The organism is Streptomyces sp. NPDC027962 (assembly GCF_055566095.1).
Map to the genome: position 1 here is coordinate 40,218 of NZ_JBVHTA010000027.1, position 12,950 is coordinate 53,167.

7 protein-coding genes are annotated in these 12,950 nt (G+C 69.8%); 2 read left to right on the forward strand and 5 right to left on the reverse strand.

The genetic code is table 11. The annotated features are described in order from the left end of the window. Nucleotides 1-128: 128 nt before the first annotated feature. Nucleotides 129-1,949 carry a phosphoenolpyruvate carboxykinase (GTP) gene (locus tag ACZ4SA_RS23850; protein WP_468277894.1) on the reverse strand — a complete coding sequence of 607 codons (1,821 nt, stop codon included), beginning with the start codon at nucleotides 1,947-1,949 and terminating at the stop codon, nucleotides 129-131. A gap of 207 nt (nucleotides 1,950-2,156) precedes the next feature. Between ACZ4SA_RS23850 and trhA the strand changes: the two genes are divergently transcribed. Beyond that, nucleotides 2,157-2,834 (forward strand): PAQR family membrane homeostasis protein TrhA, encoded by a 678-nt coding sequence (trhA, locus tag ACZ4SA_RS23855; RefSeq protein ID WP_468277897.1) that lies wholly within the window; start codon nucleotides 2,157-2,159, stop codon nucleotides 2,832-2,834. A 161-nt stretch (nucleotides 2,835-2,995) separates the two neighbouring features. Beyond that, entirely contained in the window at nucleotides 2,996-5,959 is a 2,964-nt protein-coding gene (locus tag ACZ4SA_RS23860) for an ABC transporter substrate-binding protein (RefSeq protein WP_468277899.1), read from the forward strand. Between the two features lie 57 nt (nucleotides 5,960-6,016). Here the strand turns inward: ACZ4SA_RS23860 and ACZ4SA_RS23865 are convergent, their stop codons facing one another. From ACZ4SA_RS23865 to ACZ4SA_RS23880, 4 genes are all read right to left on the reverse strand, one after another. Continuing rightward, entirely contained in the window at nucleotides 6,017-8,395 is a 2,379-nt protein-coding gene (locus ACZ4SA_RS23865; protein WP_468278025.1) for a galactose oxidase-like domain-containing protein, read from the reverse strand. 256 nt (nucleotides 8,396-8,651) lie between these two features. Then, complete coding sequence (locus tag ACZ4SA_RS23870; protein ID WP_468277901.1) at nucleotides 8,652-9,860, reverse strand: glycosyltransferase; 1,209 nt, start codon at nucleotides 9,858-9,860, stop codon at nucleotides 8,652-8,654. Then, nucleotides 9,857-11,605, reverse strand: a complete 1,749-nt coding sequence (locus tag ACZ4SA_RS23875) for an ArnT family glycosyltransferase (RefSeq protein WP_468277903.1) — start codon at nucleotides 11,603-11,605, stop codon at nucleotides 9,857-9,859. The genes ACZ4SA_RS23870 and ACZ4SA_RS23875 overlap by 4 nt, the downstream gene beginning before the upstream one ends. Next, on the reverse strand, nucleotides 11,602-12,873 hold the full coding sequence (locus tag ACZ4SA_RS23880) for a glycosyltransferase (RefSeq protein WP_468277905.1): 1,272 nt from the start codon (nucleotides 12,871-12,873) through the stop codon (nucleotides 11,602-11,604). The genes ACZ4SA_RS23875 and ACZ4SA_RS23880 overlap by 4 nt, the downstream gene beginning before the upstream one ends. Between the last annotated feature and the right edge of the window lie 77 nt (nucleotides 12,874-12,950).

The following is a 12,950-nucleotide window of genomic DNA, read 5'->3' on the forward strand; positions in this document are numbered from 1 at the left end:
CTCGTCGGGGGACGAGTTCGGCCCCCGAAGCCTGAGGGGACTTCGGGGGCCGTCTTCACGTGGCGGGTCAGGGATGACCCCACAGGTCAGGGCGGATGTCAGGATGCCCCGCCACGAGGTCTACGCGGTCAGCCCAGGCGGGAGACCAGCGCGCGGTACTCGTCCCACAGCTCCTTGGGCGTGTGGTCGCCGAAGGTGTTGAGGTGCTCGGGGACCAGAGCGGCCTCCTCGCGCCAGACCTCGGCGTCGACCTTGAGCAGGAAGTCGATGTCCTCCTCCGGCAGGTCCAGGCCCTCGGTGTCGAGCGAGTCGCGCGTCGGCAGGATGCCGATGGGGGTCTCGACCCCCTCGGCCTTGCCCTCGAGGCGCTGCACGATCCACTTCAGGACGCGGCTGTTCTCGCCGAAGCCGGGCCACACGAACTTGCCCGCGTCGTTCTTGCGGAACCAGTTCACGTAGTAGATCTTCGGCAGCTTGGCCTGGTCGGCGTTGGCGCCGACCTTGATCCAGTGCGCCATGTAGTCGCCCATGTTGTAGCCGCAGAACGGCAGCATGGCGAACGGGTCGCGGCGCAGCTCGCCGACCTTGCCCTCGGCGGCGGCGGTCTTCTCCGAGGCGACGTTCGCGCCCAGGAAGACACCGTGGTTCCAGTCGAAGGACTCGGTCACGAGCGGGACCGCGGAGGCGCGGCGGCCGCCGAAGAGGATCGCGGAGATCGGGACGCCCTTCGGGTCCTCCCACTCGGGGGCCGCGATCGGGCACTGCGAGGCGGGGACGGTGAAGCGGGCGTTGGGGTGCGCGGCCGGGGTCCCGGACTCGGGCGTCCAGTCGTTGCCCTTCCAGTCCGTGAGGTGGGCCGGGGCCTCCTCGGTCATGCCCTCCCACCAGACGTCGTTGTCGTCGGTGAGTGCCACGTTGGTGAAGACCGCGTTGCCCCAGAGGGTCTTCATGGCGTTGGCGTTGGTGTGCTCGCCGGTGCCGGGCGCGACGCCGAAGAAACCGGCCTCGGGGTTGATCGCGTAGAGGCGGCCGTCCTCGCCGAAGCGCATCCAGGCGATGTCGTCGCCGATGGTCTCGACCGTCCAGCCGGAGATCGTGGGCTCCAGCATGGCGAGGTTGGTCTTGCCGCAGGCGGACGGGAACGCGGCGGCGACGTACTTGGCCTCGCCCTGCGGCGGGGTCAGCTTGAGGATCAGCATGTGCTCGGCGAGCCAGCCCTCGTCGCGGGCCATGACGGACGCGATGCGCAGGGCGTAGCACTTCTTGCCGAGCAGGGCGTTGCCGCCGTAACCGGAGCCGTAGGACCAGATCTCGCGGGTCTCGGGGAAGTGCGAGATGTACTTGGTGGAGTTGCACGGCCACGGAACGTCGGCCTCGCCCTCCGTCAGGGGCGCGCCCAGCGTGTGGACGGCCTTGACGAAGAAGCCGTCGGTGCCGAGCTCGTCGAGGACGGGCTGCCCCATACGGGTCATGGTGCGCATGGAGACGGCGACGTACGCGGAGTCGGTGATCTCGACGCCGATCGCGGACAGGTCCGAGCCGAGCGGGCCCATGCAGAACGGGACGACGTACATCGTCCGGCCCTTCATCGAGCCGCGGAAGATCCCCTTCTCACCGGCGAAGATCTCCTTCATCTCGGCCGGGGCCTTCCAGTGGTTCGTCGGGCCGGCGTCCGCCTCCTTCTCGGAGCAGATGAAGGTGCGGTCCTCCACGCGGGCGACGTCGGTGGGGTCGGATGCGGCGTAGTACGAGTTCGGGCGCTTGATCGGGTCGAGCTTCTTGAACGTGCCCTTCGCGACCAGTTCCTCTGCCAGCCGCTCGTACTCAGCCTCGGAACCGTCGCACCAGACGATGTTGTCCGGCTGCGTGATTGCCGCGATCTCGTCGACCCAGGAGATCAGTTCCTGGTGATTGGTGGGGACGCTGGGAGCCGCGATGTCGCGCGCCACGATCGCTCCTAAATGAGGGGTTTATAGGTTTATGCCCCGTGGGGGCTGCGACCCGGACGCTTCGTACCTACTTTTGGCTGGCGCTCATCCGGTGCCGACCGCACTCATCTGATCATCGATGCCGAATGCCCATATGTCCAGAGGTCCTCTCACGTGAGCATCACCACTCGTGACTGTTACCTACGGTTGCGTAGGTAGCATGCGGGCATGACTTCAGCCGTGCCCGAAGTGACCGAGATCGATCCTCCCCCGGTGAAGCCGAGGCTGCGCGGCTGGCTGCACGCAGGGATGTTTCCCGCCGTCCTGGTCGCCGGAATCGTCCTCACGGCTCTCGCGGACTCGACACGCGCCCAGATCGCCTGCGGCATCTACGTACTGACCGCATGCCTGCTCTTCGGCGTGAGCGCCGTCTACCACCGGGGCAACTGGGGGCCCCGGGCCACGGCCGTGCTGCGCCGACTGGACCACGCGAACATCTTCCTGATCATCGCCGGCACCTACACCCCGCTCACTCTGCTCCTGCTCCCCGACTCCACGGGGCGCGTGCTCCTCTGGGCGGTCTGGGCGGCCGCGGTGGCGGGAATCGCCTTCCGGGTCTTCTGGGTCGGCGCGCCGCGCTGGCTCTACACCCCCTGCTACATAGCGATGGGCTGGGCGGCGGTCTTCTTCCTGCCCGACTTCATGCGCGAGGGCGGCATCGCGGTCCTGGTCCTGGTGATCGTCGGCGGCCTGCTCTACAGCGCGGGCGGCGTGATCTACGGCCTGAAGCGGCCCAACCCGTCGCCGCGGTGGTTCGGCTTCCACGAGGTGTTCCACTCACTCACGCTGGCGGCGTTCATCGTCCACTACGTGGGGATCTCACTGGTGGCGTACCAGCAATCCTGACACCCGGCCCCTCGGCCGTCGCCCGAGCACGGCCCCGGCGGCGACCGAGAGGGCGGCGCCCCGCGAGGCGGGATCTGATGTAATCGACTCCGGTGATCGCCAGGGCGGGGTCAGAGGCGGGGGGCGGCTTGCGAGCGCTGGATGCGGCAGATCCGCGGCAGGTGGGGCGGTATCGGATTCTCGCGCGCCTGGGCGCGGGCGGCATGGGCCGCGTGTACCTGGGGCGCTCCACCAGCGGCCGAATGGTCGCGGTCAAGGTGGTGCGCGACGAGCTGGCCGGGGACCCGGAGTTCCAGCGGCGGTTCGGACGCGAGGTCGAGGCCGCCCGCCGCGTCACCGGCTTCTTCACGGCGGCCGTGGTGGACGCGGATCCCACCGGCTCGCCCGCCTGGCTCGCCACCGCCTACGTACCGGGGCTGCCGCTCGACGAAGCGGTGGGCAGCCATGGGGCGTGGCCCCGGCGCTCGCTGCTCGTCCTGGGCGCCGGGCTCGTGGAAGCCCTGGAGGCCATCCACGGCGCAGGACTCATCCACCGCGACCTGAAGCCGTCGAACGTGCTGCTCGCCGGCGACGGGCCCCGGGTGATCGACTTCGGCATCTCGATCGTCGCCGAGGCGAGCGCCCTCACCCAGACGGGGATGGTGATCGGCTCTCCCGGGTTCATGTCACCGGAGCAGGTGACCGGTCAGCCGGTCGGCCCCGCCAGCGACGTGTTCTCGCTGGGCGCGGTGCTGGCCTTCGCCGCCACCGGGGCGGGCCCGTTCGGGACCGGCGCCCCGCACTCGGTGAACTTCCGCGCCGTGTACGAGGACCCCAACCTGAACGGGCTGCCGCCGGGCACGGACTTCATCGCCCGGTGCCTGCACAAGGATCCCGCCCTGCGCCCGACCGTGCCCCAACTGCTCGCGGAGTTCGCGCAGCTGCTCGGCGAGCCGAGCGGGCAGACGCTCTCAGCCTGGGTGCCGAAGGAGACCGACTGGCTCCCGGAGGCGGTGGCGACGGCCCTCGTCGCCCGGGCGTCGGGGACTGCCGCCGGGGACACTCCGAACGCCACGCCGGTGCCCGCGCCCGATCCCCGGATCGATCTCGCGAAGCGTCCCGCGGCTCCGCCCACGCCGCCCGCGCCGCCGACCGCACCCCCGTCCGTGCCGCCGTTCGCGTCCGGCCGGGCGGCGCCCGCTCCCGGCCCCGTCACAGCAGGTCCGCCGGGGTACCCCGCGCCGCCCGTCGCCCAGCCGCCGCTCTCCCAGGCGCACCTCGTCACCGGGCCGCCGGCCGCCTACCCGTCGTCCGCGACACGCCCTCCCGCGAACGGGCCCGCCCGCGCGCGCCGCCGGCGCATCGCGGCGATCGCCCTCGCCGTGGCCCTCGTCGCCGGTGGCGGCGTCACCGCTCTCGTTCTCAACCAGGAGAAGGACAAGGGCGTGACGGAGGGGAAGGGGCAGGGGAAGGGCAGCGGCCAGGGTTCCTCGTCCCCGGCCACGGGCTACGACGCCGCGGTCGGCAACGTCGTCAACGCGTCCTCCAAGCAGGGGGGCACCCTCCGCCTGATCAGTTCCTCGGACGCCGACTCCTGGGACCCGGCGCGCTCCTACTCCGGGTGGGTCTGGAACATGCAGCGCCTGTACACCCGCACGCTGCTGACGTACTCCGCCGCGCCGGGCAAGAAGGGTCTCGGCCTCGTTCCCGACCTGGCCGCGGCACAGCCGGAGGTGTCCCCCGACGGCACGACCTACACCGTCAGACTGAGGCCGGGCCTGAAGTTCGAGGACGGTTCACCGATCACCGCCAAGGACGTCAAGTACGGCATCGAGCGCATCTTCGCGCAGGACGTGATCACCGGCGGTCCCACCTACTTCCTCGAGTCCCTGGACCAGAAGCAGAACTATCCGGGCCCGTACAGGGGCGCGAAGTCCGGGCTGCGGTCGATCGAGACGCCGAACGACCTCACGCTCGTCTTCCGGCTGGCCGAGGCCGACTCCCAGTTCCCGTACCTGCTGGCCATGGGCGCGACGGCTCCCGTCCCGCGGGAGAAGGACACCCGCGCCGAGTACGGGGACAAGCCCGTGTCCTCCGGCCCGTACAAGTTCGACTCGTACCGGCCGGGTCGGAAGCTGGTGCTCGTCCGCAACGGGAACTGGGACCGGGAGACCGATTCGGTCCGCAAGGCACTGCCGGACCGCATCGAACTGGACATCCGTTCGACCCCCGACGAGGTGGACCAGGAGCTTCTGACGGGCAAGGCCGACCTGGACGCCTCCCAGGCCGGTCTGTCACCGAACGGCGTCTCGAAGGTGATCAACGATCCGAAGCTGAAGGCCGACGCGGACAACCCGCACAGCGGCTACCTCCGCATGGTCACGATGGTCTCGAAGACCGCGCCGCTGGACAACCAGCAGTGCCGTGAAGCGGTGATGTACGCGGTCGGCACCGACGCACTGCGCACGGCACGCGGCGGTCCGACGGCCGGCTCGCTGCACGGCAACATGCTGCCTCCGACGATGCTGAGCTCCGACGACTACGACCCGTTCGGCCTGACCAAGGGCAAGCCGCAGCCCGACAAGGCCAAGGAGGCGCTGCAGGCGTGCGGCAAGGCCGACGGCTTCACCGCCAAGCTCGCCGTGCGCAGCGGGAACTCCAAGGATTTCGCGGCGGCCACCGCCCTGCAGAACCACCTGAAGGTCGTCGGCATCACCCTGGACATCGAGCAGATCGACGACTTCGCGAGCTTCTACTCGCTGATCAGCACCCCAGCCACGGTGAAGAAGAAGGGGATCGGCATGGTCCTGCTGGGCTGGGGCGCCGACTTCCCCACCGGCACGGGTTTCCTCCGGCCGCTGGCCGACAGCCGACTCATCACCCCGAACGGCAACAGCAACTACGCCCAGGTCGACGACCCCCGTATCGACGAGCTGTTCGACAAGGCGGCAGCCGAGACCGACCGCGCCGAGGCCGGCCGGATCCACCGGGACATCAACCACCGGCTCACCGACGGGGCCTACTACCTGCCGTTCGTCGCCGACAAGACCGTGAACTACCGCAGTCCGCGGCTGACCAACGTCTACGTCCACGAGGCGTACAGCATGATCGACGTCCAGGCCCTCGGTACCGGCGACGCCTCATGACACGCCGCCGGGCCCTGTCCCCCTCGGGGGGCCAGGGCCCGGCGCACCGTCAGACGTTCACCGCCTGCGCACGTCCCCCTTCCCGCACGCCACGCCGTCGCGGTTCGGGTCGAGACGCAGGGGGTCGTCGCCGCCATTGACCTTCAGGCGGCCGTAGTCGTGGTCCTTCAACCATGCGCAGCGGGCCGCCGTCGTGCGCTTGACCTTCTTCGGGAAGACGGTCGGCACGCACACTCCGGCGTTGCCGTAGTGCCGGTCGCAGCCGGCGACCTGCGGGCTCACCGGGACCGAAGTCCGCTTCTTCTGCTTCTTCTTCGGCGCCTTGGCGAGGTCGTCGGCGAAGTCGTGCACATGCGCCGACGGGGCGTCGGCCGCGGCGCGGGCCATGGCGGGCGGCCCGCCCAGATGCACCCACTCGGCCACCGACGGCACACCGTTCGCGTCGACCGCGAAGAGCATGTACCAGCCCGGCGGCGCCAGGTTCGGGTTGCTGGTGACGTTGAGGTCGACGTTGTTGCCGTCGACCGTCATCGGCAGGTCCACGAAGCGCTGGTTGGGGTCGGACGAGTGCGTGACCGCCGCCGGGCGGATCAGCTCCGCCTTGGCGATGGGCCGGTCGACCGTGATCCGCTGGGTGTCCCCGTACGTCCACTCACCGTCGATCACCGAGGTGATCTGCGGGCGCGCCCCCTTGAGCAGGTAAGGCGGCGTGTAGATCGACACGTTGTGGTTGTACGTGCCGTTGCCCGGGTTGTCGCCGACCGACATCACCCTGCCGTCGGGCAGCAGGAACGACGACGAGTGGTAGCCGCGCGGGATCGGGTCGGTCGCGAGCCCCGGCTCGTAGGTGTTGGTCACCGGGTCGAAGAACGACGCCTCGTACACCGGGTCGGCACGGTCGTGCAGCCCGCCGCCGGTTTCGAAGACCTTGCCGTCCGGCAACAGGACGGCCGAGACGTACATCTTGCCCTCCGCGCCCGTCTGCGGGCGGCGGCCCTGCCCCTGGTCGACCTCGCCCTGGGGGAGCAACGGGCCGTGCACATAGGCCGGGTTGGGCTGCTTGAGGTCGATGATGTCGGTGAAGCGGTTGGCGACGGGGTTCGTCTCGTTGTTGCCGCCGCCGATCGTCAGCACCCGCTGGTCCTGCGCGGGCGGCAGCAGCACGCTCGCCGACTCGTCGCGCTCGTCCTTGGCCTGGAGGCCGGGGACGTCGGTGATGGTGTTGGCCTCGTAGTCGTAGATGGAGGCGCCGGTGCCGGGCGTACCGTTGCCGAAGACGTGGCTCCCGGAGTAGAAGAGCCGGCCGTCCTGCATCAGGATCATCGACGGGTACAGGCCCCAGTACGACCAGGTCTGGTTGACCTCGTTCATGGGCAGCCACTTGTTCTGCGCGGCGGAGAACTTCTCGGCGGTCACATTGCCGGTCGAGTCCTCCTTCAGGCCGCCGAAGGAGATGACGTCACCGTTGCCGAGGATCGTCGCCGACGGGTACCAGTGGCCGCCGTTCATGTCGTTGGTACGGGTGTAGGTCTCGGTCGCCGGGTCGAAGACGAACGAGTCCTTGAGCCCCTGGTAGCCGATCGTGCCGTCGGCGGACGGATAGCCCTTGTTGCCGGACATGATCAGGATCTTGCCGTCCTGGAGCTGCACATGGCCGGCGCAGAACATGTCGACGGGTGTGGGGATCGTACGGAAGGTTCCGTCCGCCGGGTCGTACACGGCCGACGTGAAGCTGCCCGCCTCGAACAGTGCCGGGTCGTTGCCCGAGCCGGCGATGACCAGCACCTTGCCGTTGTGCATCACGACCGAGTGCATGGAGCGCACCGGGTTCTGCATCGGCAGGACGTCCCAGCGGCCCTTGAGGCACTCCTCGGGCGTGGCCGTGCACTGCGGTTCGGGCGCGGGGAGGGACACCTCCTCCATCACGTAGTCGTCGGTGGTGACGGAGCCGGTGCCGTACACGGACACGCCCCAGGCGATCCGGTCGGTACCGGGCGGGACCGCGGGGGTGCGGACCTCGGCACGCTGGTAGCCGGCGCTCATCTCGAGGGTCTTGAGGTCCGTCCAGTACTGCCAGCCCGCCGTGGTGTCGTGACGGAAGAGCGTGACGGACGTGTCGGGAGTGGTGGACTTGTACCAGAGGGAGAGGTCGTACTGCCGGTCCGGCGTCACCTGCGGCGCGCAGGCCATGGTCTCGGTGATCAGGGCCTTGCGGTCGCCGTCGACACGGCGGGTCAGCGAAACCTTCATCGCCTTGGAGCCGGAGTGGGCGTCGGCGACCGTCTCGAAGGTGTAGTCGTTGTCGCCCCAGCCGGACTTCGACCAGCAGGCCGGCATGTCGCCGCTGCCCGCCGTCTCGAAGCCGGGGTTGGAGATCAGGTTCGGCGGCCCCGCCTGGGCCGCCTGGGGCGCGGACATCAGCAGACCCGTGGTCATGGCGCCGATGGCGAGCAGCGCGGTTCGGCGTCTGCGGCGGCGGGCGGCCGGGGGCGGTGGTGACATGGCGGTTCCCTTCGTGCGGCTCTCTGCCAGGGCTTGCGGGTGGCGTGCGAGAGAGGTCAGGGGTCGAGACGGCTCAAGGGTCGAGACGGCTCAAGGGTCGAGACGGCTCAGGGGTCGAGAGGGGCAGGGATCGAGAGGGTCAGAGGTCGAGAGGAGGCGGTCGAGAGGGGGCAGGGGCAGGCAGAGAAGGTCAGGGGCGGCTGACGCGTACGTCCGGCTGCGGCGCCACGCGGGAGGCGCTGTCCCGGCGCGGCAGATAGACCAGCGCCTCCGTGGCGGCGAACCGCACGACGAACGTGGTCAGCAGGGCCAGCGCCGTCGCGGGCAGCACCGCCATGTCCAGCCACGACACGAACAGTGCGATCAGCGGGATGCGCAGCAGCAGATCGGCGTTGGCGAGCAGCGCGAAACGGCCCACCCGGTCCGCCCAGTGCCGGTGTCGCCGGCGGTCGCGGAACAGCAGCACCTCGATGAGGAGGAAGTTCCAGACCACGCCGAACTGGTTGGCCACGATCTCGGCCGGCAGGTAGTGCATGCCCGCACCGGTCAGCAGGTGCAGTCCGAGCAGGTTCGGTACGAAGCCCGTCAGCCCGATCAGCCCGAACGCGATCATCCGGGCGACCGGCGACGCGGTACGCAGCCCGGCGAGATGCCCGAGGAAGCGCATGCCCTCCTTCGCCGTCGACTTCGACTCCCCCGCGAAGCGGTCCTGGAAGACGAACGGCACCTCCGCGACGGTCTCCGGCCGGCAGCGCACCGCCAGCTCCAGCAGGATCTTGTAGCCGAGGGGCTTGAGCATGTCGGCGGTCACCACGCTGCGCCGGATCGCGAAGAAGCCGCTCATCGGGTCGCTGATCCCCCGCAGCCGCCGGGGGAACAGGCCCTTGGTCAGCCAGGTCGCGCCGCGCGACACGGCGATGCGGTAGCCGCCCGCGAGCCCTTCCCGGCTGCCGCCGCGGATGTAGCGGCTGGCGACGACGAGGTCCACGCCCGCCTGCTCCCCCGCCGCGACCAACTCCGGCACGAGCGACGGGGGGTGCTGCAGATCGGCGTCCATGACGACGATCCAGTCGGAGCCCGCCTTCCGCATGCCTTCGACGACCGCGCCGCCCAGCCCTCCGGTCGGGGTGTCCCGGTGCAGCACGTCGACCGGAAACGGGCAGTCCTGGGCGGCGCTGCGGATCACCTCCGGCGTGTCGTCGGTGGAGTCGTCGACGAACAGGACCTCGCAGGGCAGCCGGGACGGCACGGACTCGGTGAGCCGGCGCAGCAGTTCACGGATGTTGCCGGACTCGTTGAAGGTCGGGACGACGAGGGAGACGGCGCCGGGTTCGGGCACCTGGGTAGCGCTCAGCTCCGGATCGCCGAGTTCCTCGGCGCCCGTACGGGGGGTGGTCACAGTTCGCCTCCAGCGATCCTGCGGATCTCGATGCGGTCCTCGCCCTCGCCGAATGTGGCGACCGGCGTCGAATGCTCCAGAGCGGCCTTGACGTTGGGCAGGTCCACGGCGTCGCGCCGTACGGTCGGCGAGGAGACGACGTAGTCGATGTCGCGCCAGCCGCGGGGCATCGTCTTCGCCACCGCGGGGTCGAGGTCCGCCTTGTAGAACCAGATCGCCCCGGTGCCGGGTTCGAAACCGTCGTGCACCAGATCCAGCCACAGGGCGTCGTCGACGAGTACGCGGGTACGGGCGGGGTCGTCGACCTCGTTCTGCATCCAGGCCGCGGCGGCGCGGTAGGGGGCGTTGGCGTCGAGGGTGAGGGAGTCGCGGTTGCCGTCGTACCAGCGGGGCGCGATGTAGGCGGTGGCCGCGAGGGCGAGGAGGGTGGCGAGGCCCAGGCGGGCCCTGCGCTCCAGGCGGGCCCGTGCGGGCGCGGCCTTTGCCCCGGCGTCACCGGTCGGGAGCTCTGCCCCCGGACTCCCGTTGCCCGAAAGCCCCTTGGTTCGCGCGGGCACGTTGGGCGACGTTCGGCCGACCGGCCGCCTCAGTACCGCGTGGGCCACGCCTGCCGCGGCCCCCGCCAGGACCAGCGCCAGGAAGGGCAGGGCCTGGATCACGTACATCGCGGGCAGGTAGCCCGACGGGCGCATGGCGACGACCGCGAGGATCGCCACGACGAGTGCCGGGCCCGCGAGCGCCCGCGCCGTGACCGACCAGCGCAGGGTGAGCAGCAGCAGGGCCGCCCCCGCGAGCCCGCCGAGCGGCAGGACCTGGTCGTAGTAGAGCCACGACCGGAACACCCCGTGCGAGCCGGAGCCCACCTCGAAGATCGAGCCTGAGCCCTCACGGCTCATCTGGTAGGTGATGCCGTCGATCAGCGACACATGGCCCTCGCCCGGGAACAGCTCGTTGTTCAGCAGGGCGAACAGCGGATACGACAGACCGATCAGCGCGCAGGCCGTGATCGCGCCGGTCACAGCGAACTTGCGGGTGTCCCGGTGACTGTGCCGCCACATCGTCACCAGCAGCGCCGGCAGCACCACCAGCATCGTCTCCTTGGTGAGCACGGCGACGGCGGCGGTGAGCCCGGCGGCGAAGTGGTGCCACAGGTGCCGATTGGGCGACGCCGCCAGGCAGAAGGCCAGCAGCATCCACATCACGGCGATGTTGTCGAGGAAGATCTCGCGCTGCAGGACGACGGAGAGCGGCGAGAGGCCGAACAGGGCCATCGCCAGCCCTGCCGCCCACCGCGGCAGGAACAGCCTGCGCGCCAGGACGTACAGCAGCACCGCGCAGGCCGCGCTGACGGCGAGCATCGCGAACCGCATCGAGGCGACGGTCATCGTCTCCGGCGCGATCAGCGACGGTATCCAGGTCAGGAACGCGATCTGGATCCAGCCGAGCGGCGGATGGTCGTACCAGTACGTGTAGTGGGCGAGGCCCTCGCCCTGCTGCACCGCCCACGCCTGCGCGAGATAGGTGCCCTCGTCGTCGCTGAGCGTCGGGAAGTGGGTGATGTTCCAGCCCTGGACGAGCAGGATCACGCAGAGCAGTACGCCGCACAGCAGCAGGTCGGGCCGCGAGCTGCGGAACCGTACAACCCTGCGTATCTGTACAGGGGTGATGTCGGCGGCGGTCGCCGACGTGCGGGCGGCCGGGACCGGCTGGGTGGTTTCGGGGGCCGGAGGCAGGGTCGTCGTCACCGTCGGGCGTCCTCTCTCATCTCGGTCACATCGGTGAGGTGCGCGCCGACATGGCTCGTCAGCTCCCACTCGTTACGGCCGCGCTGCTCCCGCCAGACCGCGCGCACGGCGGCGCCGGCGAGCAGTACCTGGTAGAAGGGCCCGCCGACGATGAGCTTGAGGTAGTGCACGGCTCGGACCCGCATGCCGTACTGCTTGCCGAAGTCGTGCAGTCCGACGATCTCGAAGACGAAGGTCACCATGGCCGTGATCAGGGGCAGGAAGGTCACGATGGCGATCCCGACAGGGACGTCGAGGAAGAGCGCGATCGCGACGTTCAGCGGGATGATCACGCCGGAGAAGGCCTGCAGGAAAGGCGTCATCAGGGTGTAGCGGGCCAGCATCCGCTGTCCCCGTCCCGGCAGTTGCTTCCAGTCCTTCTTGCGGTAGACCTGAAGGAATCCCTGATTCCAGCGGGTGCGCTGTTTGAGCAGGCTCATCAGGGTGCCCGGGGTCTCCTCCCGGGTGACCATGTCGCTGTCGTAGGCGACGACGACCTTCTTGCCCACGGACGACAGCCGCACACCGAGGTCGCAGTCCTCGGCGAGGCAGTTCGGGTCCCAGCCGTCGGCCTGGCGCAGCACCGCCGTCCGTACGAAGACGGTGTTGCCGCCGAGCGGGATGAAACCCTTCTGCGCGTGCAGATGGAGCCTGCTGCGGAACCAGAAGAAGTACTCGAGGCAGTTCCGCAGGCTGTACCAGCTGGAGTGGAAGTTGATCAGCTGCACCCCGCCCTGGACCACGTCGGCGCCGGTGGAGGTGAAGGCGTGGTCGACGTGCGCGAGCAGCTCGGGATGGACCTGGTCCTCCGCGTCGAAGACGCCGACGATGTCGCCGCGGCAGTGCGGGAGCGCGGTGTTGAGCGCCTTGGGTTTGTTCTTGACCTCATGGGTGTCGGTGATGACCCGCACCCGGACCGGGTCCCGCTCGGCGGCCCGCTCGGCGACCGCGGCCGTCTCGGGATCGTCGTGGCCGACGATCACGATGATCTCGAAGTTGGAGTGGCTGGATTCCAGCAGCCGCTCGATGGTGTGTTCCAGCACCGCCTGCTCGTGCCGGGCCGGCAGCAGCAGCGAGAACGACAGTCCGACGCCGCCGTCCGGGCTGTCGAATCGCGTTGCCGCGAGAGTTTCCGGCGTACGCCAGGCATGCATCTGCCACCACAGCGTGAAAGCGGCCATCCAGAAAAGCGCCACCGAAATGGCAGCAACGAACACCGATATGAGCACAAGCCCCCCTAGGCCCCTCGCGCCGCGGCAAGGACCCCCCTGGCCGCCGACGCGCTTCCCCCACGCGCGCACTCCCC

Coding starts and splice junctions, on each gene's coding strand:
- ACZ4SA_RS23865 (WP_468278025.1), bottom strand. CDS start 8,395: ATGACCACGGGTCTGCTGATGTCCGCGCCCCAGGCGGCCCAGGCGGGG.
- trhA (WP_468277897.1), top strand. CDS start 2,157: ATGACTTCAGCCGTGCCCGAAGTGACCGAGATCGATCCTCCCCCGGTG.